This window comes from Variovorax sp. Soil_C_19, assembly GCF_057657255.1.
This window is the reverse complement of the sequence record NZ_JBDGIV010000010.1, coordinates 141,394-164,273: the sequence shown is the minus strand read 5'-3', so window position 1 is coordinate 164,273 and position 22,880 is coordinate 141,394. Positions and strand designations below refer to the sequence as shown.

The 22,880-nt window shown below is 68.4% G+C and carries 22 protein-coding genes; 5 read left to right on the top strand and 17 right to left on the bottom strand.

From position 1 onward, the window contains the following. Window positions 1-34 precede the first annotated feature (34 nt). Both hpf and AC3A6R_RS19485 read right to left on the bottom strand, forming a co-directional pair. The gene (gene hpf, locus AC3A6R_RS19490; RefSeq protein WP_435438958.1) at window positions 35-364 is read right to left on the bottom strand and encodes a ribosome hibernation-promoting factor, HPF/YfiA family; all 330 of its coding nucleotides are present in this window, start codon (window positions 362-364) and stop codon (window positions 35-37) included. A gap of 322 nt (window positions 365-686) precedes the next feature. After that, window positions 687-2,804, bottom strand: a complete 2,118-nt coding sequence (locus AC3A6R_RS19485; RefSeq protein WP_487865300.1) for an ATP-dependent helicase — start codon at window positions 2,802-2,804, stop codon at window positions 687-689. A gap of 229 nt (window positions 2,805-3,033) precedes the next feature. Between AC3A6R_RS19485 and corA the strand changes: the two genes are divergently transcribed. Then, entirely contained in the window at window positions 3,034-4,020 is a 987-nt protein-coding gene (gene corA / locus AC3A6R_RS19480; protein ID WP_487861243.1) for a magnesium/cobalt transporter CorA, read from the top strand. A 6-nt stretch (window positions 4,021-4,026) separates the two neighbouring features. Here corA and AC3A6R_RS19475 read toward each other — a convergent pair whose 3' ends face one another. The 5 genes from AC3A6R_RS19475 to AC3A6R_RS19455 all read right to left on the bottom strand — a co-directional run bounded on the left by AC3A6R_RS19475 (window position 4,027) and on the right by AC3A6R_RS19455 (window position 9,493). Then, complete coding sequence (locus tag AC3A6R_RS19475) at window positions 4,027-4,797, bottom strand: 5'-methylthioadenosine/adenosylhomocysteine nucleosidase (RefSeq protein WP_487861242.1); 771 nt, start codon at window positions 4,795-4,797, stop codon at window positions 4,027-4,029. Between the two features lie 10 nt (window positions 4,798-4,807). Further along, window positions 4,808-6,487, bottom strand: coding sequence for a long-chain-fatty-acid--CoA ligase (locus AC3A6R_RS19470; protein ID WP_487865299.1), 1,680 nt, complete (start codon window positions 6,485-6,487; stop codon window positions 4,808-4,810). Between the two features lie 88 nt (window positions 6,488-6,575). Next, window positions 6,576-8,000, bottom strand: a complete 1,425-nt coding sequence (locus tag AC3A6R_RS19465) for an NAD(P)(+) transhydrogenase (Re/Si-specific) subunit beta (protein ID WP_487861240.1) — start codon at window positions 7,998-8,000, stop codon at window positions 6,576-6,578. Then, window positions 7,997-8,335, bottom strand: coding sequence for an NAD(P) transhydrogenase subunit alpha part 2 (locus tag AC3A6R_RS19460; protein WP_487861239.1), 339 nt, complete (start codon window positions 8,333-8,335; stop codon window positions 7,997-7,999). The genes AC3A6R_RS19465 and AC3A6R_RS19460 overlap by 4 nt, the downstream gene beginning before the upstream one ends. Window positions 8,336-8,362: 27 nt before the next feature. Beyond that, window positions 8,363-9,493 carry a Re/Si-specific NAD(P)(+) transhydrogenase subunit alpha gene (locus tag AC3A6R_RS19455; protein ID WP_487865298.1) on the bottom strand — a complete coding sequence of 377 codons (1,131 nt, stop codon included), beginning with the start codon at window positions 9,491-9,493 and terminating at the stop codon, window positions 8,363-8,365. Between the two features lie 381 nt (window positions 9,494-9,874). On the opposite strand from AC3A6R_RS19455, the gene AC3A6R_RS19450 reads away from it, so the two are divergent. Further along, window positions 9,875-10,588 carry a response regulator transcription factor gene (locus tag AC3A6R_RS19450; RefSeq protein ID WP_487861237.1) on the top strand — a complete coding sequence of 238 codons (714 nt, stop codon included), beginning with the start codon at window positions 9,875-9,877 and terminating at the stop codon, window positions 10,586-10,588. 91 nt (window positions 10,589-10,679) lie between these two features. Then, window positions 10,680-11,171 (top strand): NUDIX hydrolase, encoded by a 492-nt coding sequence (locus AC3A6R_RS19445; protein WP_487865297.1) that lies wholly within the window; start codon window positions 10,680-10,682, stop codon window positions 11,169-11,171. Between the two features lie 19 nt (window positions 11,172-11,190). Here AC3A6R_RS19445 and mnmA read toward each other — a convergent pair whose 3' ends face one another. The 4 genes from mnmA to AC3A6R_RS19425 form a co-directional block, all read right to left on the bottom strand. Then, window positions 11,191-12,312, bottom strand: coding sequence for a tRNA 2-thiouridine(34) synthase MnmA (mnmA, locus tag AC3A6R_RS19440; protein WP_487861235.1), 1,122 nt, complete (start codon window positions 12,310-12,312; stop codon window positions 11,191-11,193). A gap of 50 nt (window positions 12,313-12,362) precedes the next feature. Next, entirely contained in the window at window positions 12,363-13,349 is a 987-nt protein-coding gene (locus AC3A6R_RS19435) for an LLM class flavin-dependent oxidoreductase (RefSeq protein WP_487865296.1), read from the bottom strand. 73 nt (window positions 13,350-13,422) lie between these two features. Continuing rightward, a complete protein-coding gene (locus AC3A6R_RS19430) occupies window positions 13,423-14,028 on the bottom strand; it encodes a DUF6891 domain-containing protein (RefSeq protein ID WP_487865295.1) in 606 nt (201 codons plus the stop codon). Between the two features lie 220 nt (window positions 14,029-14,248). Beyond that, a complete protein-coding gene (locus AC3A6R_RS19425) occupies window positions 14,249-14,629 on the bottom strand; it encodes a helicase SNF2 (RefSeq protein WP_487865294.1) in 381 nt (126 codons plus the stop codon). A gap of 255 nt (window positions 14,630-14,884) precedes the next feature. Between AC3A6R_RS19425 and AC3A6R_RS19420 the strand changes: the two genes are divergently transcribed. Continuing rightward, entirely contained in the window at window positions 14,885-15,355 is a 471-nt protein-coding gene (locus AC3A6R_RS19420) for a DUF6314 family protein (RefSeq protein WP_487865293.1), read from the top strand. Between the two features lie 99 nt (window positions 15,356-15,454). Here the strand turns inward: AC3A6R_RS19420 and AC3A6R_RS19415 are convergent, their stop codons facing one another. The 6 genes from AC3A6R_RS19415 to ssb form a co-directional block, all read right to left on the bottom strand. Continuing rightward, entirely contained in the window at window positions 15,455-16,033 is a 579-nt protein-coding gene (locus tag AC3A6R_RS19415) for a biotin transporter BioY (protein WP_487865292.1), read from the bottom strand. Between the two features lie 56 nt (window positions 16,034-16,089). Then, window positions 16,090-16,683: an energy-coupling factor transporter transmembrane component T family protein gene (locus tag AC3A6R_RS19410; protein ID WP_487865291.1), complete on the bottom strand. Its 594-nt coding sequence runs from the start codon at window positions 16,681-16,683 to the stop codon at window positions 16,090-16,092. Next, complete coding sequence (locus tag AC3A6R_RS19405; RefSeq protein WP_487865290.1) at window positions 16,676-17,434, bottom strand: energy-coupling factor ABC transporter ATP-binding protein; 759 nt, start codon at window positions 17,432-17,434, stop codon at window positions 16,676-16,678. The genes AC3A6R_RS19410 and AC3A6R_RS19405 overlap by 8 nt, the downstream gene beginning before the upstream one ends. Window positions 17,435-17,441: 7 nt before the next feature. Continuing rightward, window positions 17,442-19,427, bottom strand: a complete 1,986-nt coding sequence (locus AC3A6R_RS19400; protein WP_487865289.1) for a sensor histidine kinase — start codon at window positions 19,425-19,427, stop codon at window positions 17,442-17,444. Next, window positions 19,424-20,689: a cation:proton antiporter gene (locus AC3A6R_RS19395; RefSeq protein ID WP_487865288.1), complete on the bottom strand. Its 1,266-nt coding sequence runs from the start codon at window positions 20,687-20,689 to the stop codon at window positions 19,424-19,426. The genes AC3A6R_RS19400 and AC3A6R_RS19395 overlap by 4 nt, the downstream gene beginning before the upstream one ends. 139 nt (window positions 20,690-20,828) lie before the next feature. After that, window positions 20,829-21,386: a single-stranded DNA-binding protein gene (gene ssb / locus AC3A6R_RS19390; protein WP_487865287.1), complete on the bottom strand. Its 558-nt coding sequence runs from the start codon at window positions 21,384-21,386 to the stop codon at window positions 20,829-20,831. 114 nt (window positions 21,387-21,500) lie between these two features. Here ssb and AC3A6R_RS19385 point away from each other — a divergent pair, with 114 nt between their 5' ends. Beyond that, on the top strand, window positions 21,501-22,880 hold the full coding sequence (locus AC3A6R_RS19385) for a chloride channel protein (RefSeq protein ID WP_487865286.1): 1,380 nt from the start codon (window positions 21,501-21,503) through the stop codon (window positions 22,878-22,880).

Genomic DNA, 22,880 nt, shown 5'->3' with positions numbered 1-22,880 from the left:
CGGCGACACGGGCCGCGGGCCCGTTTGCGCAGGACTACATCAGGCGCTTGGGCGCAGCGTGATGGTGGTCCTGCAACCGGTCCTTGTGGCGCACGACCTGGCGGTCGAGCTTGTCGACCAGATCATCGACGGCCGCATAGAGATCAGCATGGCTCGACTCCGCGAACATGTCACTGCCCTTGACGTGAATGTTGCACTCCGCCCGTTGGCGGCGTTCCTTTTCCTTCTGCTTTTCCACCGTGAGGATCACCTTCACGTCGACCACCTGGTCGAAGTGCCGCGTGATCCGGTCCAGCTTGCTGGTGACGTAGGTGCGCAAGGCAGGCGTGACGTCGAGGTGATGACCGCTGATCGTCAAATTCATGAAAGACCTCCTGAGAATTGACGGTTGGGAAAATGGCCACGCTGCGGAATGAAGCGTGACCGACGGAAATGAGTTAGGTGCGGGAGTCGGGAAAGAGAAGAAGGTCGATTCACTATGCCGAAGCTGTCACACCATTGCAATAGCAGAGTTGCCCGGGTGGCGGTCTGGCGCCGGCCGTGGCCCAATCCGCTATGGATCGGATAGCTGCCAAGCCTGCCGCCCCAACGCCGCGGCGATCGGCAGGTCACGTGTTTCAAGCTGTGAGAGGGTGCTCAGTGACCCCTGCGCACGAAGGGCCAAAAGCGCGCCAGCCCCGCGACGCTCACTGCCAGGCGGCCCGCATGCGGTTGCGCAGATCGATCACGGCCGCGGGCGGGGGCACAGCGGGCGGGCGCACCGGCGGCGGGGGCCAGGTCTGCTGCTCGAAGCCTTCGAGATCGCGGTCGGAGATGAAGCGCGTTCGGTTGGCGTAGAGATGCCGATCGCCGCGCACGGCCTGCTGCGTGACGTAGAAGCGCTGCGGCACCAGCAGGTGCAGGTGGTCGCGGGCCCGGGTCATGGCCACGTAGAGCAGCCGCCGTTCCTCTTCGAGTTCGTGCGCGCCCTGCGCCACATCGGCAGGCAGGCAGCCGTCGACGACGTTGAGCACATGCACCGAGTTCCATTCCTGCCCCTTGGCCGAATGGATGGTCGACAGGATCAGGTAGTCCTCGTCGAGCAGGGGCGGACCGGGCCGGTCGCTCGTGGCCTCGGGCGGATCGAGCGTGAGCTCGGTCAGGAAGCGTTCGCGCGAGCCGTAACCCGACGCCAGCCGCGCCAGCTGCTCGATGTCGGCGCGCCGCACGCCGGACGGGTCGTCATAGAGCCGCTCGAGATGCGGCAGGTACCAGCGCGCCGCCAGGTCCACGTCGGCAGGCCAGGACAGCGACGGATCGCGCAGGGCCGCGTAAGCCTCGGCGAACACGGCCCATTCGGCGCGCGCGGCGGCCGGCGGCACGAAGCCGCGCACCACCGCCGCCGGATCGGCCGCGCCCTCCATCGCGTCGAGCAGCCGGGCGCCCGTGGCGGGCCCGATGCCCGGGATAAGCTGCGTGACGCGAAAGCCCGCCATGCGCCCGCGCGGGTTCTCGGCGAAGCGCAGCACCGCGAGCAGGTCTTTCACATGGCCGGCCTCGAGGAACTTGAGGCCGCCGTACTTCACGAACGGAATGTTGCGGCGCGCAAGCTCGAGTTCGAGTGCCGCGCTGTGCGTGGAGGTGCGAAACAGCACCGCCTGCGACTTGAGCGCGAGCCCGCCCTCGCGGTGTTCGAGCACCTTGTCGGCCACCCACACCGCCTGCTGCGCCTCGTCGGGCACGAGCACCAGCTGCGGCCGCCCGGCCGAGGGCTTGTCGGTCCAGAGCGTCTTGGCATGCCGCTCGGCGGCCTGCGCGATGACGCGGTTCGACACGTCGAGGATCGGCTGCGTCGAGCGGTAGTTGCGCTCCAGCGTGACCACGCGCGCGGCCTGCGAGAACTGCGACGGGAAGTCGAGGATGTTGCGCACCGTGGCGCCGCGGAACGAGTAGATCGACTGCGCATCGTCGCCCACCACGGTCACGCCGCGCCCGTCGGGCTTGAGCGCCTGCAGGATCGAGGCCTGCAGCAAGTTGGTGTCCTGGTACTCGTCGACCAGCACATGGTCGAAGCGTGCGCCGATCAGCACTGCGAGCGAGGGCTCGGCCACCATCTCGGCCCAGTAGAGCAGCAGGTCGTCGTAGTCGAGCACGTTCTGCTGCTGCTTGGCCTCGACGTAGGCACCGAACAGGCGCTTGAGCTCTGCCTCCCACTCGGCGCACCAGGGAAAGGCCTCGGCCAGCACGCGCTCGATCGGCGCACGCGTGTTGACGCAGCGCGAGTAGATCGACAGGCAGGTGCCCTTGCGCGGAAATCGGTTGGCGGTGGACGACAGGCCGAGCGCGTGGCGCACCAGGCCCATGAGGTCCTCGGCATCGCCGCGGTCGTGGATCGTGAAATGGTCGTCCAGGCCGACGTGGGCCGCATATTCGCGCAGCAGCCGCGCGCCGATGCCGTGGAAGGTGCCGGCCCAGGGCAGCGCGGGTGGCTTTTCGGAACGCAGGCCGAGCACGCGCGCCAGCACCTGCCCGGCGCGCCGTTCCATTTCCTGCGCCGCACGGCGCGAGAAGGTCAGCAGCAGCAGGCGCTGCGGATCGACCCCATCGGCGATCAACCGCGCCACCCGGTGCGCGAGCGTGCTGGTCTTGCCGGACCCGGCGCCGGCGATCACCAGCAGCGGCCGGTCGTCGCGCCCCGCGACGGCGCCGACGCCGTGCTCCACCGCGGCGCGCTGCGCGTCGTTGAGGGCCGACAGCGCGGCAGCGAGGCGCTCGGCCTGGGTGGCGGCGGTGGCGGGGAGGACGGGAGGCGCAGTGGTCTGCATGGGTGCAACTCTACTGTATGTCCATCCAGATCGCCCGCGTCGTGACACAGGGCCGATGACATAATCGCGGCCTTGCTGCCACCCGAGACCGCACCATGGAAACCGCTCCGTCTCTGCAGCTTTCAACTCCCACCTGCTGACGCCTTCTGCGAAGCGCCGGCGCGGGGCCGGGATTTGAAAGCGCCCCTTCCCTGCCCCTCCGCCACAGCCATTTCAAGGGAGTGAGCCCATGCTCAATATCTTCACGCTCGCCAACGGCCGCCTTGTCCAGGAAGAGATCGAGGCCCTCGAGGAGCTGTCCAAGTTCCAGCCCATCTGGGTCGACCTCGAGTCGCCCACGCTCGAGGAAAAGCGCTGGATCAAGCAGTACTACGGCCTCTCGATTCCCGAAGACGCGATGGACGAGGACATCGAGGAGTCCGCGCGCTTCTACGAGGAAGACAACGGCGAGCTGCACATCCGCTCCGACTTCCTGATCGACGACGACGAGGATCCGCGCTCGGTGCGCGTGGCCTTCATCCTGAACCAGCACAACACCGAACTCCGCAGCTGCGGCGTGCTGTTCTCGATCCACGACGAGGACGTGCCGGTGTTCCGCCTGCTGCGCATGCGCGCGCGCCGGGCGCCGGGCCTGATCGAGGACGCGAAGGAAGTACTGCTCAAGCTCTTCGACGCCGACGCCGAATACTCGGCCGACACGCTCGAGAACATCTACGACGAGCTCGAGATCGCGGGCAAGAAGGTGCTCGAAGGCAACGTCAGCGACGAGCTGGCCGGCGAGGTGCTCGGCGCCATCGCGCGCCAGGAAGACCTGAACGGCCGCATCCGCCGCAACGTGATGGACACGCGCCGCGCAGTGAGCTTTTTGATGCGCAGCCGCATGCTCAACGCCGAGCAGTTCGAGGAAGCGCGGCAGATCATGCGGGACATCGAATCGCTCGACAACCACACGGCCTTCCTGTTCGACAAGATCAACTTCCTGATGGATGCGACCGTCGGTTTCATCAACATCAACCAGAACAAGACCATCAAGATCTTCTCGGTCGCGAGCGTCGCATTGCTGCCGCCGACGCTGATCGCGAGCATCTACGGCATGAACTTCAAGTTCATGCCCGAGCTCGACTGGGCGATCGGCTACCCGTATGCGCTCGCGCTGATGGCCGCGAGCGCGCTGGGGCCGATGTGGTACTTCCGCCACCGCGGCTGGCTCAAGTAGGGCCTGCTAACCCTGGGCAAGGGGTCGCGCTGCGAGCCAGCCGCTGACGAGCGCGAGGCTGTAGCGGCTCGCCACCTCGGCGACGAAGCGCGCGAAGTCGCCATGCGCCGCGTCGTCGGCGCGGTCGGATATGGTGCGCACCGCTGCGAAGGGCACGCCGTGGTCGTGGCACGCCTGGGCCATCGCTGCGCCCTCCATCTCCACCGCCAGCGCCTCAGGCAGGTCGCGGCGCAAGGCGGCGCTCTCGGCGCTGGTCGACACGAAGCGGTCGCCGCTCACGACCAGGCCGCGGTGCAGTTTCGGCGCACGCAGGCCGAAGGCATCGACCGCATGCCGCCCCAGCAGCGCCACGGGGTCGCGCAGCATGCCCTCGGCCGCCGCGGCAATGCCGTCGCTGATCGACGCATCCGCGGCGAAGCGCGACAGCCCCATGAGCGGCACTTCGTACTTCGGGAAGATCGGCGAGGCATCGAGGTCGTGCTGCAGCAGTTGCGTGGCGACGACCACGTCGCCCACCGCCACGCCCGGTGCCAGCCCGCCCGCCACGCCCGTGAACACGATCGCGCGCACGCCGAAGCGCTCGATCAGCACCGTCGCGGTGATCGCCGCGGCCACCTTGCCGATGCGCGACAGCACCGCGACGACCGGTTGGCCGTGCAGATGGCCGAGCCAGAAATCGCGCCCGGCCGCGCGCACGCGCTGTTCATCGGGCATCTGCGCGAGCAGCGCGCCGAGCTCCTCGTGCATGGCCGCGACGATGGCGACGGGGCCGCTCATCGGTCGGCGGCTACTTTTTCGCGTCGCGCAGCTCGCGGCGCAGGATCTTGCCGACGGGCGTCTTCGGCAGGTCGGTGCGGAACTCGATCACCCGCGGCTGCTTGTAGCCCGTGAGGTTGGCGCGGCAGTAATCGCGCACCTGCGCCTCGGTCAGCGACGGGTCCTTCTTGACGATCACGAGCTTCACGGCCTCGCCGGTCTTCTCGTCGGCCACGCCCACGGCCGCGCACTCGAGCACACCGGGTATCTGCGCCACCACGTCTTCGACCTCGTTCGGATAGACGTTGAAGCCCGAGACCAGGATCATGTCCTTCTTGCGGTCGACCACCTTGAAATAGCCGCGCTCGTCGACCATGCCGATGTCGCCGCTCTTGAAGTAGCCGTCGGCCGTCATGACCTTGGCCGTCTCGTCGGGACGCTGCCAATAGCCCGCCATCACCTGCGGGCCCTTGATGGCGATCTCGCCGGGCTGGCCCGGCGGTACTTCGCGGCCCTCGTCGTCGAGCAGCTTGAGCCAGGTGGCCGGCAGCGGCAGGCCGATGGTGCCGGTGAAGGCCTTGCTGTCGGTCGGGTTGCAGGTGGCCGAGGGCGAGGTCTCGGACAGGCCGTAGCCCTCGCAGATCGGACAGCCGGTCTTCTCGAGCCACAGCTTCGCGACCGCGGCCTGCACCGCCATGCCGCCGCCCACCGACACCTTGAGGTTCTTCCAGTTGACGGTGTTGAAGTCGGGGTGGTTCGCGAGCCCGTTGAACAGCGTGTTGACGGCCGGAAAGCTGTGGACCGTGTGCTTCGAGAGTTCTTTGAGCACGCCCGCGAGGTCACGCGGATTCGGGATCAGGATCAGCTTGCCGCCCGTGCGCATGCTCAGCATCATGCCCACGGTGAACGCGAAGATGTGATACAGCGGCAACGCGCAAACGCCCGTGGGCTGCTCGCCCGCCGGCACCTGCGCCATCACGGGCTCGTTCCAGGCTTCGGACTGCAGCACGTTGGCGATCACGTTGCGGTGCAGCAGCACGGCCCCCTTCGAGACGCCCGTGGTGCCGCCGGTGTACTGCAGCACGGCCACGTCGTCGGGCCCGATGGCGGGCACCTGCAGCGTGCGGCTCGCGCCCTGGTCGAGCGCGTCGTTGAAGCGCACCGCGCCGGGCAGGCTGAAGTGCGGCACGAGCTTCTTCACGTTGCGCACGACGTAGTTGACGATCGCGCCCTTCAGGAAGCCGAGCCGGTCGCCCATGGCGGCCAGCACGATGTGCCGGACCGGCGTGGCCGCGATGCACTGCTGCAGCGTGGTGCCGAAGTTCTCCATGATGACGATGGCTTTCGAGCCCGAATCCTTGAGCTGGTGCTCAAGCTCACGCGGCGTGTAGAGCGGATTCACGTTCACCAGGATCAGGCCCGCGCGCAGGATGGCCGCCACGGCCACCGGGTACTGCGGGCAATTGGGCATCATCACGGCCACGCGGTCGCCCTTGGCGAGCCCCAGGCCCTGCAGGTAGGCCGCGAAGGCCTTGCTGAGCTTGTCGGTTTCGCCGAAGCTGACGTCCTTGCCCATGAAGCTGTAGGCCGTGCGGTCGGCGTACTTGGTGAAGCTCTCTTCCATGAGCGCCACCAGCGACGGGTACTGCGAAGCATCGATATCGGCAGGCACGCCTTGCGGGTAGCTGCTGAGCCAGGGACGGTCGGACATGGACTTGTCTCCTCCAAATCGGGTTATCTGAGATGGCAACGAAAAGCGGCGCACTGGAGTGCGCCGCAAAGATCTTGCGCGGATGGGCCTATTCGATGGCCTTGCCCATATCTTCCACTACTTTCTTCGCGTCCCCAAAGACCATCATGGTCTTGTCCATGTAGAAGAGCTCGTTGTCCAGGCCCGCATAACCTGCCGCCATCGAGCGCTTGTTCACGATCACGGTCTTGGCCTTGTAGGCCTCGAGGATCGGCATGCCATAGATCGGGCTGCCCTTGGTGTGGGCGGCCGGGTTCACCACGTCGTTGGCGCCGAGGATGATCGCGACGTCGGCCTGGCCGAACTCGCCGTTGATGTCTTCCATCTCGAACACCTGGTCGTAGGGCACCTCGGCCTCGGCCAGCAGCACGTTCATGTGGCCCGGCATGCGACCCGCGACCGGGTGGATCGCGTACTTCACGGTGATGCCCTTTTCGGTGAGCTTGGCCGCGAGTTCCTTCACCGCGTGCTGCGCGCGTGCCACCGCCAGGCCGTAGCCCGGCACGATCACGACCGTCTCGGCATTGCCGAGCACGAAGGCCGCGTCGTCGGCGCTGCCGGTCTTCACGGGGCGCTGTTCCTTTGCGCCGCCCGTGGCGGCTGCGGCATCGCCGCCGAAGCCACCGAGGATGACGTTGAAGAACGAGCGGTTCATGGCCTTGCACATGATGTAGCTCAGGATCGCGCCCGAGGAGCCCACCAGCGAGCCGGCCACGATCAGCATCGCGTTGTTCAGGCTGAAGCCGATGCCCGCCGCCGCCCAGCCCGAATAGCTGTTCAGCATCGACACCACCACCGGCATGTCGGCGCCGCCGATCGGGATGATGATCAGCACGCCCAGCACGAAGGCCAGTGCCAACATCGCGAAGAATGCGGGCCAGTTCTCGGTGAACATGAACACCAGGCCCAGGGCCACCGTCGCGAGCCCCAGCACGAGGTTCAGCATGTGCTGGCCCGCGAACTGCACCGGGGCGCCCTGGAACAGGCGGAACTTGTACTTGCCCGAGAGCTTGCCGAAGGCGATGACCGAGCCGCTGAAGGTGATCGCGCCGATCGCCGCGCCGAGGAACAACTCGAGCCGGTTGCCCGCGGGGATCGGGTCGCCGCGCAGCGTGATGCCGAAGGCGTACGGCTCGGCCACGGCCGCAACCGCGATGAACACCGCGGCCAGGCCGATCATGCTGTGCATGAAGGCGACCAGTTCGGGCATCTTGGTCATCTCGACCTTGTTGGCCATGAAGGTGCCGAGTGCGCCGCCGATGACCAGCGCGACCAGCACGTAGCCCAGCCCGCCGAGGTTGCCCGCCGAGAGCTTGTAGATCAGCGCACCGGTGGTCAGCATGGCGATGGCCATGCCGGTCATGCCGAAGACGTTGCCGCGGATCGAGGTGGTGGGATGCGACAGGCCCTTCAAGGCCTGGATGAAGCAGACGCTGGCAACGAGGTACAGCAGCGTGACGAGGTTCATGCTCATTGGGCGGCTCCCGACTCGGCCTTGGGCGCCGCGGGCGCGACCTTCTTTTCCTTCTTCTTGAACATCTCGAGCATGCGCCGCGTGACCAGGAAGCCACCGAACACGTTCACTGCCGCGAGCGCCACCGCCAGCACGCCCATGGTCTTGCCGAGCGGGGTTTCGGTCAGCGCGGCCGCGAGCATGGCGCCCACGATCACGATCGCCGAGATGGCGTTGGTCACCGCCATGAGCGGCGTGTGCAGCGCGGGCGTGACGGTCCAGACCACGTGGTAGCCCACGTAGATGGCCAGCACGAAGATGATCAGGTTGATGACGGTATGGGAAACGATGTCCATGGGCTTCTCCTGGGCCGGCGTTGTTGTTTACTTCTTCGTGACCTGGCCGTCGTGCGCGACGCGGCAGGCAGCGACGATGTCGTCCTCGAGGTCGATCTTGAGCGCGCCCTCCTTGGTGACGATCAGCTTCAGGAAATCGAGCACGTTGCGCGCGTAGAGCGCCGAGGCATCCGCCGCCACCAGCGCCGGGAGATTCGTCTCGCCCACGATCGTGACGCCGTGCTTGACCACCGTGCGGTCGGCTTCCGAGAGCGGACAGTTGCCGCCCACGCCGTCGGCGCCCTTGCCGGCGGCGATGTCGACGATGACCGAGCCGGGCTTCATCGACTTCACCATCTCTTCGGTAATGAGCGTCGGTGCCGCGCGACCGGGGATGAGCGCCGTGCTGACGACCACGTCGGCCAGCGCCACGCGCTTGGCGACCTCGGCCTGCTGGCGCGCGAGCCAGCTCGGCGGCATGGGCCGCGCGTAGCCGCCCACGCCTTCGGCCGCGTCCTTTTCTTCCTGCGTCTCGTAGGGCACGTCGATGAACTTGCCGCCGAGCGACTCGATCTGCTCCTTGACGCTCGGACGCACGTCGGAGGCCTCGATCACGGCGCCGAGGCGCTTGGCCGTCGCGATCGCCTGCAAGCCCGCGACGCCGACCCCCAGAATGACGACGCGCGCCGCCTTCACGGTGCCCGCGGCGGTCATCAGCATCGGGAAGAAGCGCTGGTACTTGTCGGCCGCGATCATCACGGCCTTGTAGCCCGCGATGTTGGCCTGCGAGCTCAGCACGTCCATGCTCTGCGCACGCGTGGTGCGCGGCGCGGCCTCGAGCGCGAAGGCCGTGAGGCCGGTGGCCGCCAGGCGCTGCAGGCCGGCCGCGTCGAACGGGTTGAGCATGCCGATCACGACCGTGCCCGGCTTCATGAGCGCGGCTTCGTCGTCGCCGGGCGAACGCACCTTGAGCACCATCTCGGCGCCGAACGCAGCGGCGCGGTCGACGATCTCGGCGCCGGCGGCCTGGTAGGCCGCATCGGTGACGCTGGCCGCCACCCCGGCCCCTGACTGCACCCGCAGGGCATGCCCCGCAGCGACTAGTTTCTTCACCGTCTCGGGCGTGACGGCCACGCGGGTTTCGCCGGCCGTCGTTTCGGCTGGCACGCCTATCAGCATAGAGATCTCCTCAGGGCAGGGGGCAATACGGAACGCGGGCTGAGCTTACAGCAAGATTACACCGATCACTGTCGCTTAAATCTGCCGTCTGTTCCCGCGTTGATGACCGCAGTCATTGCGTTTGCAGCTACATAAATGCTAGCGACTTGATGCGCGCGACGACCGCCGAGGTGCCGCCCAGGCCTGCGCTGCCATCAGCCCCGGGGGCGCGAGTTGAACTGCGCATTTGTTTGCAGTGATATGCAAAAACTCTGTTACCGAGGCCGAAATTCCCGAAATTGCGAATTAGTTGCGGGCCGCATTTACCCCTCCAGATGCAGATAGATACACTCCGCGCTGAAAAGCCCGTAGAGGCAGGATTGCACTAGAAAAGGGGACGGAATGCGCATCGCAGTACTTGACCAAGAGTCCGATCAGCGCCAGCTGATCAACGAGGCTATTGGCGGCCTCGGGCACGAATGCCACAGCTACAGCGAAGGCGGGCAGTTGCTGCAGATCCTTCGGCGACAGACCTTCGATCTCATCATCCTCGAGCGGTGTCTGCCCGATATCTGCGGACTCGAAGTCGTCCGGATCGCGCGCACCGAACTCAAGAGCCGCGTCCCGGTCCTCGTCGTGACCAGCCGCTGCGGCGAGGCCGATGTGGTCGAAGGCCTCAATGCAGGCGCCGACGATGTCATGGCCAAGCCGGTGCGCGCGCACGAGCTCGAGGCGCGGGTCACGGCCCTGCTGCGCCGCTCCTATCCGGCGCAGCACGAGCCCGAGCTCGTGTTCGGCCCCTACCATTTCTACCCGCCCTCGCGCACCCTCAAGGTCAGGGGCCAGCCAGTGGCACTCAAGAACCGCGAATACGAACTCGCGCTGTTCCTGTTCCAGAACCTCGGGCGATTGCTGTCGCGCGAATACCTGCACGAAGCGGTCTGGGGCGTCGGCGTGGAGGCGCTCTCCCGGTCGCTCGACACCCATGTCTCGCGCCTTCGGACCAAGCTCGGCCTGCGCCCGTCGAGCGGATTCCTGCTGCTGGCCATCTACGGCCTGGGCTACCGGCTCGAGATGGTCGACGCCAAGTCGCTGCCCGGCAGCTTCGCGCGCTGAGCGCGCCACGTCCGGCCTGCAGCCGGCATCTCCGCCGCGAATGGGTTCCAATCGGTTTCGGCCACGGGGGCCACCAAGGAACGGAGCCGAAATGACATCGCGCTGGAAACCCAACGTCACCGTCGCGGCGGTGATCGAACAAGACGGCCGCTTCCTGCTGGTCGAGGAACACACCGCCGACGGGCTGCGGCTCAACACGCCGGCCGGACACCTCGACCCCGGCGAATCGCCAGCCGAGGGCTGCGCGCGCGAGGCGCTCGAGGAAACCGCCCACGCCTTCGAACCGACCGCGCTGATCGGCATCTACATGGCCCGTTCGCGCCGTGCCGGCGACGAAGAAGACGACGAAAACCCCGTGGACGTGACCTACATGCGCTTTGCCTTCACCGGCAACCTGGGCCCGCGCGAAGCGGGCCACGAGCTCGACACCGGCATCGTGCGCACCCTCTGGATGAGTGCCGACGAGATCCGCGCCAGCGTGGCGCGCCACCGCAGTCCGCTGCTGCTGCAATGCGTCGAGGACTACCTGGCCGGCCGGCGCTTTCCGCTCGACCTGGTGCACGTCGACCCGTCGGTGCGCTGAGGGACCCGGCGCCCGCGCGTCAGACGATCACGCCGCCGCCCAGGCAGCGCTCGCCGTCATAGAGCACCGCCGACTGACCCGGCGTGACGGCCCACTGCGGCGCGTCGAAGCGCAGCATGAAGCCCGCCGCAGCCTCGCCACCCTGGGGCGCCGCATCCATTTCGCATCCCGCGTCCGCCTGTCGATAGCGTGCCTTCGAACCGTAGCGGCCCGGCGCGGGCGGCTCGCCCGCGGTCCAGCTGACGTCGCCCGCCACGAGCGACGACGACAGCAGCCAGGGATGGTCGTGGCCCTGCACCACCCAGAGCGTGTTCTTCTCGACGTCCTTGCGCGCCACGAACCACGGCGAGTGATCGCCCGCACCGCGCTGTGCGCCCTTCTCCTTGACGCCGCCGATGCCCAGCCCCTGCCGCTGGCCCAGCGTGTAGAAGCTCAGGCCCTGGTGCTCGCCGAGCTTGCGGCCGCGGTCGTCCTTGATCGGGCCCGGTTCTTTCGAGATGTAGCGGTTGAGGAATTCGCGGAACGGCCGCTCGCCGATGAAGCAGATGCCGGTCGAATCCTTCTTCTTCGCATTGGGCAGGCCGATCTCCTCGGCGATGCGGCGCACCTCGGTCTTGTGCAGTTCGCCGACCGGGAACAGCGTCTTCGACAACTGCGCCTGGTTCAGGCGATGCAGGAAGTAGCTCTGGTCCTTGGCGGGGTCGAGTCCCTTCCGCAGTTCGTGGCGTCCCGAAGCCGCATCGAAGCGCACGCGCGCATAGTGGCCGGTGGCGATCTTCTCGGCGCCCAGGCGCATCGCATGGTCGAGGAAGGCCTTGAACTTGATCTCGGCGTTGCACAGCACATCGGGGTTCGGCGTGCGGCCCGCCTTGTATTCGCGCAGGAACTCGGCAAACACCCGGTCCTTGTAGTCGGCCGCGAAGTTGACGTGCTCGATCTCGATGCCCAGCACGTCGGCCACGCTCGCGGCGTCGACGAAGTCGATGTTCGACGAGCAGTACTCGCTGTCGTCGTCGTCTTCCCAGTTCTTCATGAAGATGCCGACCACCTCGTGCCCCTGCTGCTTGAGCAGGTGCGCCGTGACGGCGGAGTCGACCCCGCCGCTGAGTCCCACCACGATGCGTTGCTTTGCTGCTGCCATAAGCGCGCCATTGTCCCAGCCCTGCGCCAGGGCCGGCGGCGTGGGGGAAATCAGCCTTGCGCGCGCAGGTCGGCCAGCAGCTCGTAGGAGCGCAGCCGCGCCGCATGGTCGAAGACCTGCGAGGTGATCATCAGCTCGTCGGCCCCCGTGCGCTCGATGAAGGCGCGCACGCCCTCGCGCACCGTGGCGGGCGATCCGACGGCCGAACACGACAGCACCGAGTCGAGCAGCGCGTTCTCGGCCGGGCCCACCTTCTGGCGGTAGGCTTCCACCGGGGGCGGCAGGCGCCCGGGGCGGCCGCTGCGCAGATTCACGAAGGCCTGCTGCCACGAGGAGGCGCGGAATTCGGCTTCGGCATCGGTGTCGGCCACGAACACGTTGAAGCCCAGCATCACGTACGGCTTCTGCAGCTGTGCCGATGGCTTGAAGGTCTCGCGGTAGATCTGGATCGCCTGCATGAGCTGCTGCGGCGCGAAGTGCGACGCGAAGGCGTAGGGCAGGCCCAGGTGCGCGGCGAGCTGCGCGCCGAAGGTGCTCGAGCCGAGGATCCACACCGGCACCTCGAGCCCCGCGCCCGGCACGGCGCGCACGGGCTGCTGCGGATTCTTCGACATGAAGTCCATCAGCTCGACCACGTCCTGCGGGAACTGGTCGGCGTCGGATTCGAGGTTGCGCCGCAGCGCGCGCGCGGTGCGCTGGTCGGAGCCCGGCGCACGGCCCAGGCCGAGATCGACGCGGCCCGGGTACAGCGACTCCAGCGTGCCGAACTGCTCGGCGATCACCAGCGGCGAATGGTTCGGCAGCATCACGCCACCGGCGCCGATGCGGATGGTCGAGGTGCCCGCGCCGATGTACGACAGCAGCACCGCCGTGGCCGCGCTGGCGATGCCGGGCATGCCATGGTGCTCTGCGAGCCAGTAGCGCGCGTAGCCGAGCGCTTCGCCATGCCGCGCGAGCGAGAGCGAGTTGCGGAACGACTGCGCGGCGTCGCTGCCTTCGGTGATGGGCGAGAGGTCGAGGATCGAGAACGGGATCATGCGCCCGATGATCGCGCGAACGCGCGACCCTTGCTGGCGCAGGCCATTGCCGCTGCGCCCGCAAGGGCCACGCTCAGGCCCGCGGGCTGCGCTTGCGCCACTGGCCGAGGTCGGCTTCGATGCGCTCGCTGACGTTGCCGCTCCAGCGCGCCTCGAAGCCCGCCGACTGCAGCAGCTCGACGATGCGCCGGCCAACCGCCACGGTGTTCGCCTCGCGCTGCTCGAGCTCGGGGATCATGCCGCCGCTGAACGCCAGGTGGAGCCTTCCTGTGCGTACCGCCGTATCGAGGTCCTGCGCGTGATAGAAGCAGCACCCGCGGATGCCGGAGTCCATGCGCCCCGCCGCGCGCCACTGCTCGCGCACGTCGTCGTGGCCGTCGGACAGCGTGTTGCCCGCGCGGTGCAGCGCGATGATCTTCTCGGCGCGCAGCTGCGCGAACACGGCCTCGAGCCGGTCGTGCTCGGTCTGGGCGGGCCAGCCGGCCTCTGCAGCGTGCTTCTCGGCGCAGGCGCGCGCGGCCTCGGCCTTGATCCAGGCGCGGTCCTCGACCGTGAGCTCGTCGGGATCGAGGTACTCGTCGGTGACCATCCACTCGACGTCGGCATCGGGATGAAAGCCGCACCACACCAGGTCGTGGATGCGCGCGCGTGTGTCTTCGGGGTCGAGAGTGAGTGCCATGCGTGTCGGAGCGCCACCGGTGCGGCGACGGATCATGCTTTCTTTCTTTTTTCGCAGCGGAAGCAGTCCGGCATTCTCGCGTGAGCCGGGCACCACGGCCTATAAGGCGAAAGCATGCTTTGCGCGATACCCAGCGGCGCACAGGCATGAAAAAGCCGGCCCCGCTTACGCAAGGGCCGGCTTTCGGGGGCGGGCAGCAGGTGCCCGGGCCTGCCGTGGATTACAGCGGCAGCGCGTCGCCGTGAGCGGCAGCGCGGGCTGCGGCACGGACCGTGGCGCGGTCGACGGTGCTGGCGACGAGCGGTGCCACGCCGGACGAAGCGCCTTCGGCATACGGGTCGGCGCTGCGTGCGGCGGCCACGGCTTCGGCGCGGACTGCGTCGACGCTGGCGGTCGAGACGAAGGCGCGGGCCGGGCCGGACTGGGCACCGGTGGCGTACGGGTCGGCGCTGTGCGCAGCGGCCACGGCTTCGCTGGCGACTTCGGCGCGGCTGACGCCCGAGGTCAGGGGGTGCACGCCTTCATAGGTTTCGGCGTGGGCGGAACCGGCAACGGCCATGAGGGCAACGGCAACGGCGGAGAGGATCTTGGAGGCGGTCATTTTGATTTCCTTCAGTTCAGTTCAGTTTTCGTCTGGATGATTCGAACCGGTCTTGGGTAGGTCACCGCCCCTTGCCGGGGCAGGCACCTCGCTCGGGGGCCTTGTTCACCCAGGTCAGCGGGTGGCTGGCCTGTGAGATGAATTGTGCGCCGATCCCTAGGTAAAAACCCTCATCAGAAGGAACCACGGCGTTCACGGAATCGAAACAATCACAGCAAAAGGAAGGGGCGATGCGGTCCAGCTTAGAGTCTGGCCATGTCATCGGCTTCCTTATCGACTTCCGCGGCCTGGGGTGCGCCCGACCAGATCTTCGACCGCCTGGAGGGTCTCTGGACGCTGGGCCGCACCATCGTGGGCCAGGCCACGATGCAGGGACAGGCCGACTTCAGGCGCGATGCCACCGGCCGGTTGGCCTACCGTGAGGCCGGGCGGGTGCGGTTGCTCGCCACCGGGCAAGCCTTCGAAGGCCACCGCGACTACCTGTTCGAGCGCAGCCCCGACGGCTTTTCGGTGTTCTTCGCCGAGACGCCGCCTCGGCTCTTCCACCGCATCGCGCTCGCGCCCGATGGCGACGCGCTCGCCGGATCGGCCGGGCACCTTTGCGTGGCCGACCAGTACGACAGCCGCTACCGCTTTCGCGCCGACGGCACCTTCGAGGTCGAGCACACCGTGGCCGGCCCGCGCAAGGACTATCTCTCGCGCACCGTCTTCACGCGCGTCGGATAACCGCGAATACAACCCAGTGCACCCGTGGATCGGGCTCCGCCCGTCCACCGGGTGCGCCCCCCAGTGGGCGGAGGCGCCGCAGGCGCTTCGGGGGGCGTCTCAGTCCTTGTCGAGCCGCCAGTGCGGCAGGCCGCGCAACACGGTCTGCACGAGCAACGCGCAGAGGCCGCACTTGATCAGGTCGCCGGGAACGAAGACCAGCACCGCAAGCGCCGCCTGCGACAGTGACATATGGGCCACGAGCGAGAGCCCCGCGATGCCGAAGGCATAGACCACGAGGATGCCGCCGACGAAGGCCGACAGGAAGGCCGCGGCCAGCAGCCCCTTGCCGGTCGCGCCGGCCATGCGGCGCATCAACAGCCCGCAGGCGAAGGCGCCGAACATCCAGCCGAACAGAAAGCCCGAAGCCGGCGCCACGAACACGGCGAGGCCGCCGCGGCCGCCCGGCAGGAGCGGCAGGCCGAGCGCCACCGCGAGCAGGAACAGCGCCATGGCCAGGAAGCCGCGCCGCGGCCCGAGCAGGCAGCCGGCGAGCATGACGCCGAGCGACTGCAGCGTGATCGGCACCCCGAACGGCAGGTCGACCTTCGGGATCAGGCCGAACACCGCCATCAGTGCCGCGAACAGCGCGATGTACGACAGGGAACGGGACGAGTGGGCGGAACCGGAAGAGGTCATGGCAAGGCGGTGTGGATTGGATGGATGGAGAAAGCGACGGTGCCTCGCGCGGCCGGTCAGCGGCCCATGCGGGCCGCGAGGGCATCGGCCACGCGCTCGGCGGTCTGCAGCGTGCGGATCGTCAGCGGTGCCAGCAGCCGCAGCCCGCCGCCCTGCCCGCTGCGGGCGCGGTGGGCATCGTCGAGGCGCTGCCACTGCACGTAGAAATTCTCGGCGAAGCGCAGCATCAAACCGATGCCGAGCGCGATCCGCTCGGTCGGCACGCCGAAGCGCTGCAGGGGCTGCATCAGCGTTTCGAGCAGCGCCAGCAGGTCCTCGAAGCGCGTGGTCAGCGTCAGCATCAGCGCGAGCACCGCGGCGCTCGCGAGCCGCAGCGCGCTCGCGACGCCGAGCGGCAGCGAGCCCAGGAACGCATGGAACGCGACGATCAGGGCACCCGCCACCGCAATGCCGCCGAGCATGCGCACGCGGCGCCAGGCGACCTGCCCGAGCGATGCAAAAAGCAGCAGCACCACGGCGCATGCCGCGGCCAGGAAAAGCGGACTGTCGACCAGCACCAGCAAGGTGCCGCAGGCCGACAGCGCCGCGAGCTTGCACCAGGCGGGCAGCGCGTGCATCCAGGTGGCGTGCGACGAGTAGAGGCTACGCATCGGCGGCCCCCGCCTGCTGCGCCTGCGCGCGCCGGCGCACGTCCTCGGCATAAGCCGCGCAGATCTCCCGGCCCGGGCCGTCGCCGCGCACCCGGCCACCGTCGAGCCACAGCACGCGCTCGAAGCCATGCACATGCGCGAGCAGGTGCGTGGAAAGGATCACCTGCTGGTCGGTGGCCGCCAATTGCGCCGCGAGCCGCGCCTGGCTCGGCAGGTCGAGGCTTGCGAATGGCTCGTCGAGCAGCAGCGTGGCGGGCCGGCCGATCTGCAGCGCGAGCAGGCAGACCTGCTGGCGCTGGCCCTGGCTCAGTTCGCCGACGGCGCGCCCGGCCCAGGCCGCGAGGCCGTGCTGCGCGAGGAAGTCGTGCGCCAGGCGGCGCGCCGCCTGGCGCGATTCGCCGCGCGCGCTCAGGCTGAACGCGAGCTCCTCGGCAACGGTCGGGAAGATGATCTGGTCGTCGGGGTTCTGGAACATCAGCCCGACGTGCTGCGGCAGTTGCCGGCGCTCGGCGCGCGTGTCGCAGCCATGCACCACGACCCGCCCCTGCTGCGGCGCATCGAGCCCCGCGAGCAGGCGGAACAGGCTGCTCTTGCCGGCGCCGTTGTCGCCGACGAGGCCGATGCGCGCTTCGTCGAGGCGAAGCGTCAGGCCGTCGAAGACGCGTTGGTCGCCGCGGACCAGCGTGACCGCCTCGAGGCGGATGCTGCGCGGTGCGGCAGAAGAGGGAGCGGTGGGTGTCGGCAGCGGCAAAGGGTCGTCAATGTACCCGAACGCGCTGCAGCGGCAGCCACAGCGTGAAGACGGTGCCCTGCGGCCCCGATTGCCACGAGACGCTGCCGCCGACCGCCAGCGCGCGGCGCATCTGGTTGTGCATGCCGCGCCCGCCGCTGCCGCTCAGCGCCTTCTCGACATCGAAGCCTTGCCCGTTGTCCTCGACCGTCACGCGCACGCCCGAGGCCTCCGGCGTGGTCGAAAGCCGGACCTCGGTCGCGCGGGTGTGGCGCAGGATATTGCCGATGCCCTCCTGCACGATGCGCAGGATGTGCAGCGCGCTCGACGGATCGAGCCAGTCGAGCGGCGGCAACTCCTGCACGTTCCACTGCAGCGCCACGCCCGAGCTCTCGAGGCGCGGCGCGAGCCGGTAGCGCAAGGTGGCGAGCAGCAGCAACAGGTCGTCCTCGAGCGGCTCCATCGAGTCGATGGTCAGCTTCAGGTCCTCGAGGCAGCTCTTCAGGAGCTCGGACACCTGCTCTTCCTTCATGCCGCCGCCCTCCACCGAGCGGATCGCGCTGATCAGCGAGGAGCCGAGGCCGTCGTGCATGTCCTGCATCAGGCGCCGGCGCTCGGTGCCGATCGTCTGCAGCCGCTCGACCTCGCGCAGCCGCTCGTGGCTCGCATCGAGCTCGGCCTCGCGGACCTGCAGGCGCTCGGCCAGGCCGGCGTTGACGCGTTCCACCTCGCCGATGGCATTGACGTAGCGGCGGTACATGAGCACGCCGAAGACGCTGAAGGTCACAGCGTTTGTGTAGGCCCCCATGTACCAGCCCTCGGGGCTCGAGAAGTTGTTCTGCAGCAGCCAGTCGGACGCGCCCAGCAGCACGCACAGGGCGATGCCGACGGCCACCAGTCGCCCCTCGTTGGAGCGGCGCCATGCGCTGATGCCGCCCACGAGCGCTACCGCGGCGCCCATCGCGCCGCCGGCGAAATAGATCAACGGCGTGACCTGCGGCGGATGCCGCAGGACCGCAAGCGCCGGGAGGGTCAGCACGCCGACCAGCACGGTGAGCACCACCACGGCGGCCGTCAGCCAGCGCAATCGCCGCCCATGCAGCTGGCGCAGCGCGAAGTGCACCACCGCCACGAGCCAGAACAGCGAGTTGACCGTGAGCCAGGCAAACCAGTCGTTGGCGATCGGAACCGCCACGTAGAAGTGCAGCCCACGCAGGAAGGAGGTGATCGCGAGGTTGAAGAACAGCAGGTAGATGGTTTCGCGGCGGCGCCGCAGCCACACGAACAGCGCGAACATGCCCATGGCCAGGAAGGCCGCGTTGAGCATGGCCGGCAAATCCTGCTGCAGCCACTGCCGCCTCTCGTAGCGGTCGCTCAGCGCTTCCTCGGGCCCGGCCCACAGCGACGAGACCGCCACCTGGGTGTTGCGCGTGTGCTCGAGTCGCAACAGGATCTCGCCGAGCGGTGCCTCGCCGGGCATGCGCTCGATCACGACCCAGAGCGGCGTGCGGGTGCTGTTCCAGAGCGGACCGTCCTCCTGCGCGCGATGGACCAGCTGCCCGTTGGCGTAGACCGCCACGGTGCCGTCGGTCTTGATGCGCCGCGCGAACAGCGCGATCGCCCCCGCGCCCGCGGGCAGGTCGGGCGCGGCGATGCGCAGCCACGAAATGCGGGTTGCACCGGGCAACGATCTGTCGCTCGCTTGGCGGACCAGCGCGATCGGCGGCGCGAACGGCAGTTCGGCCGGCTGCCACGCGCCGGGCAGCGTGCGGCTATCGACGGTGCGCGGCGGCTCGCTGAAGCCGTCGGCCTCGGCCAGCAGCCACTCGGCCTGCGTGAGGCGTGGGGCTGCGGATTCGCGCGCGAAAGGCTGCACTGCAAAGTACGCGATCATGGCGACGAGCAGCGCCAGCGAAACGACGAGCACCAGGAGGGTCCATAACCGTGCAGCGCGATGTCGCGCGAGACTGCCGAACAGGCCGCCGTGGCGCCGTGGCGCCCGGCGGTCGGTCATCGAGGCGCCCCCGCGCCCGCATGCCCGTCAGGCACGACACTGCGCCGGATGAGTGGGCCAATGGTCAGACCCTGCACAAGGATCGAGAACACCACCACGCAGTAGGTCAGGGCCACGATCGTGTCGCGCGCAGGGCCCGCTGGCAGCGACAGGGCGAGCGCCACCGAGATGCCGCCGCGCAGGCCACCCCAGGTCAGCACTTGCGCAGAGCCGGCGGGGAGCCGGAAGAAGCCGCGCAGCATGCTCACCGGGACACCCACGGTGAGCGCCCGCGCGGCCAGCGTGACCGCGATGGCCACGGCGCCGCCCAGCAGAAGCTGCCCCGTGAAAGCGATCAGCAGCACCTCCATGCCGATCAGCACGAAGAGCACCGCGTTGAGTATCTCGTCGAGCAGTTCCCAGAACATGTCGATGTAGCGGCGCGTGGTGCTCGACATCGCGATAGCGCGCCCGCGGTTGCCGATGATCAGCCCCGTGACCACCATGGCCAGCGGTCCCGAGATGTGCAGGTGGGTCGCGAGCGCATAACCGCCGAGCACCGCCGCCAGCGTGAGCAGCACCTCGACCTGGTACTGGTCCACGCTCTTGAGCAGCCGGTAGGTCGCATAGCCGAGCACCAGGCCGAAGGCAATGCCCCCGCCCGCTTCGCGCAGCAGCAGCTCGAACGCGACGCCGGGCGTCGGCGAACTTCCGCTGGTGACCATGCCCAGGATCAACGCGAAGATCACGACGCCGATGCCGTCGTTGAACAGCGATTCGCCGGCCACCACGAGTTCGAGATTCTTCGGTGCGCCGGCCGACTTCAGGATGCCCATCACCGCGATCGGATCCGTCGGAGAGATCAGGGCACCGAACAGCAGGCAATACAGCAGCGGCAGTTCCACGCCCACCCAGGGAAGCACCATGGCCATCGCAAAGCCCACGACCAGGGTCGAGGCGAGCGTCCCCCCGAGCGCCAGCGCGCCGACCTGCCACCGGTAGCTCCGCAGGGCGCTGAGGTCCACATGCAGCGCACCCGCGAACAACAACAGCGACAGCATCCCCTGCATCAGCACTTCCGAGAAATCGATCGAGCGCAGGAAGGATTCCTCGTACTGCCGCAGGCCATGGTCCAGCCCCAGCCTGTCCAGCAGCACGATCCCGAGCGACAGCACCAGCGCGATCACCATCACGCCGATGGTGGTCGGCAGCCGGATGAACCGGTGGTTCAGGTACGCAAAGAGGGCAGTGGCGACCAGGCAGGTCGCGGCGATGTCGAGCATGGACGGCGCTTTCCTCGCGGCAAAGACCGCATTGTCGCCAGAGCCTGGCGCGGGTCCAAGCGCCGGAAAACGAGTCCGAATGAAAAAAGGCCAGCCCTCGAAAGAGCCGGCCCTTGCCTGCGAAACCGAGCGGTCGACTTCAGAACGGAATGTCGTCGTCCATGTCGTCGAAGCCCGACGACGACTTGGCCGGCGCCTGGCGTGGCGCGGGTGCCGGCGCGCGGGGTGCCGCAGCGGGCGCGCGCGGCGCGTAGCCACCGCCGCCACTGCCGCCACTGCCGCCTTGCGAATAGCCGCCACCGCCCTGCTGCGAATAGCCGCCGTCGTCGTCGCCGCCGCCCGACGCAGGGCCGCCCTGGCCCTGGCGGCTGCCGAGCATCTGCATCTGGTCGGCGCGGATCTCGGTGGTGTATTTCTCGATGCCGTCCTTGTCGGTCCACTTGCGCGTGCGCAGGCTGCCTTCGACGTAGACCTGCGAGCCCTTGCGCAGGTACTGGCCGGCGATTTCGGCCAGGCGGCCGTTGAAGACGATGCGGTGCCATTCGGTGGCTTCGCGCATCTCGCCGCTCTGCTTGTCTTTCCAGCGATCGGTGGTCGCCACGGTGACGTTCGCGACCTGGTCGCCGCTCGGGAAGGTACGCATTTCGGGATCGCGACCCAGATTGCCGACGACGATGACTTTGTTGACCGATGCCATATGCACTGCCCCTGATGAGTAGATGAAGGAGAAGGAAAAAAAGAACCCTGGATTGTGCCCGATGCCCGCTCCGGGCGAAGCCCCCCGCTCGACGCGATGCCAGAATGCATTCGCATGAATCGCGAACCGGACTTCCTCGAGCATCTGCGCGCCGAACTGTCGAGCGGGCGGGTCTGGCTGGACCGGGCCATCGTGCTGGGCTACGCCATCGCGGCGGGGCTGTTCGTGGTGGGCTTCACGATCGCGAGCGACTGGATCTTCGAGCGCTTCCACCATGTCTACAGCGAATGGCCGTGGGCCGTGCTGCTGACGACACCGCTGATCACCGTCGCCATCGTGTGGTGCACGCTGCGCTTCTTCCCCGGCGCAGGCGGCTCGGGCATTCCACAGATCAAGGCGGCGCTGCATCCGGCACTGCCCGAAGAACGACGCTTCCTCTTCGCGTCGCTGCGGCTCACGGTCGCCAAGATCGGCCTCGGCGCGGCGGGTTTTGCCGCCGGCCTGTCGATCGGGCGCGAAGGACCGTCAGTACAGGTGGCGGCCGGGGTGATGCAGCATGCGCGGCGCTGGCTCTCGCCCGGCACCACCATCGACAGCCGCGCGCTGCTCGTGGCGGGCGGTGCCGCGGGCATCGCCGCCGCCTTCAACGCGCCGCTCGCGGGCGTGGTGTTCGCGATCGAAGAACTGTCGGGGCGCCTCGAGGCGCGCTCCAGCGGCCTGATCATCACCGCCATCGTGTTGGCGGGCCTGGTGGCGGTGTCGGTCTTCGGCAACGTCAGCTACTTCGGCGTGATCCATGTTCCGCGGCTCGGCTGGGACGCGCTCGGCCCGGGCCTGGTGGTCGCACTGCTGAGCGGCGTGGCGGGCGGACTGTTCGCGCGGCTCCTGATCGCCTCGCTCACCGGCAGCGCCGGGCGCATCCAGCAATGGCGCGCGCGCCATCCGCTGCGCTTCGCGGCCGCGGCCGGCTTCGCGATCGCCGTCATCGGCCTGGCCACGGGCGGCGTGACCTTCGGCGCCGGCTCCGAGTCGGTCAAGCAGATGCTGCAGGGGCATAACGAGCTCACGCCGCTCTACACGGCGCTCAAATTCATCGCCACATGGCTCACCGCCTGGTGCGGGGTGCCGGGCGGCATCTTCGCGCCGTCGCTGTCGATCGGCGCGGGCATCGGCGACGCGGTGGCCGCCTTCGCGAGCAGCGACCTGGGGCCCGCGCTCATCGCGATGGGCATGGCCGCCTTCCTGGCGGCCGTCACCCAGGCGCCGCTCACGTCCTTCATCATCGTGATGGAGATGGTCAGCGGCCATGCGATGGTGCTGAGCCTCATGGCCGCCGCGATGCTCGCGAGCCTGGTCTCGCGCATGATCAGCCGACCGCTCTACGACACGCTGGCCGAGCACATGGTCGGGCGCGCCATCGGCAGCACCGAACCGGTGCATCCGGCGCCGGAAGCCCCCGCGCCGGAGCCGCCGCAACCCGGCCGCTCGCCATGA

Excerpts from the sequence above, each read along its gene's own strand:
- hpf (WP_435438958.1), bottom strand. The coding sequence starts at position 364 with ATGAATTTGACGATCAGCGGTCATCACCTCGACGTCACGCCTGCCTTG.
- AC3A6R_RS19485 (WP_487865300.1), bottom strand. The coding sequence starts at position 2,804 with ATGCAGACCACTGCGCCTCCCGTCCTCCCCGCCACCGCCGCCACCCAG.
- corA (WP_487861243.1), top strand. The coding sequence starts at position 3,034 with ATGCTCAATATCTTCACGCTCGCCAACGGCCGCCTTGTCCAGGAAGAG.
- AC3A6R_RS19475 (WP_487861242.1), bottom strand. The coding sequence starts at position 4,797 with ATGAGCGGCCCCGTCGCCATCGTCGCGGCCATGCACGAGGAGCTCGGC.
- AC3A6R_RS19470 (WP_487865299.1), bottom strand. The coding sequence starts at position 6,487 with ATGTCCGACCGTCCCTGGCTCAGCAGCTACCCGCAAGGCGTGCCTGCC.
- AC3A6R_RS19465 (WP_487861240.1), bottom strand. The coding sequence starts at position 8,000 with ATGAGCATGAACCTCGTCACGCTGCTGTACCTCGTTGCCAGCGTCTGC.
- AC3A6R_RS19460 (WP_487861239.1), bottom strand. The coding sequence starts at position 8,335 with ATGGACATCGTTTCCCATACCGTCATCAACCTGATCATCTTCGTGCTG.
- AC3A6R_RS19455 (WP_487865298.1), bottom strand. The coding sequence starts at position 9,493 with ATGCTGATAGGCGTGCCAGCCGAAACGACGGCCGGCGAAACCCGCGTG.
- AC3A6R_RS19450 (WP_487861237.1), top strand. The coding sequence starts at position 9,875 with ATGCGCATCGCAGTACTTGACCAAGAGTCCGATCAGCGCCAGCTGATC.
- AC3A6R_RS19445 (WP_487865297.1), top strand. The coding sequence starts at position 10,680 with ATGACATCGCGCTGGAAACCCAACGTCACCGTCGCGGCGGTGATCGAA.
- mnmA (WP_487861235.1), bottom strand. The coding sequence starts at position 12,312 with ATGGCAGCAGCAAAGCAACGCATCGTGGTGGGACTCAGCGGCGGGGTC.
- AC3A6R_RS19435 (WP_487865296.1), bottom strand. The coding sequence starts at position 13,349 with ATGATCCCGTTCTCGATCCTCGACCTCTCGCCCATCACCGAAGGCAGC.
- AC3A6R_RS19430 (WP_487865295.1), bottom strand. The coding sequence starts at position 14,028 with ATGGCACTCACTCTCGACCCCGAAGACACACGCGCGCGCATCCACGAC.
- AC3A6R_RS19425 (WP_487865294.1), bottom strand. The coding sequence starts at position 14,629 with ATGACCGCCTCCAAGATCCTCTCCGCCGTTGCCGTTGCCCTCATGGCC.
- AC3A6R_RS19420 (WP_487865293.1), top strand. The coding sequence starts at position 14,885 with ATGTCATCGGCTTCCTTATCGACTTCCGCGGCCTGGGGTGCGCCCGAC.
- AC3A6R_RS19415 (WP_487865292.1), bottom strand. The coding sequence starts at position 16,033 with ATGACCTCTTCCGGTTCCGCCCACTCGTCCCGTTCCCTGTCGTACATC.
- AC3A6R_RS19410 (WP_487865291.1), bottom strand. The coding sequence starts at position 16,683 with ATGCGTAGCCTCTACTCGTCGCACGCCACCTGGATGCACGCGCTGCCC.
- AC3A6R_RS19400 (WP_487865289.1), bottom strand. The coding sequence starts at position 19,427 with ATGACCGACCGCCGGGCGCCACGGCGCCACGGCGGCCTGTTCGGCAGT.
- AC3A6R_RS19395 (WP_487865288.1), bottom strand. The coding sequence starts at position 20,689 with ATGCTCGACATCGCCGCGACCTGCCTGGTCGCCACTGCCCTCTTTGCG.
- ssb (WP_487865287.1), bottom strand. The coding sequence starts at position 21,386 with ATGGCATCGGTCAACAAAGTCATCGTCGTCGGCAATCTGGGTCGCGAT.
- AC3A6R_RS19385 (WP_487865286.1), top strand. The coding sequence starts at position 21,501 with ATGAATCGCGAACCGGACTTCCTCGAGCATCTGCGCGCCGAACTGTCG.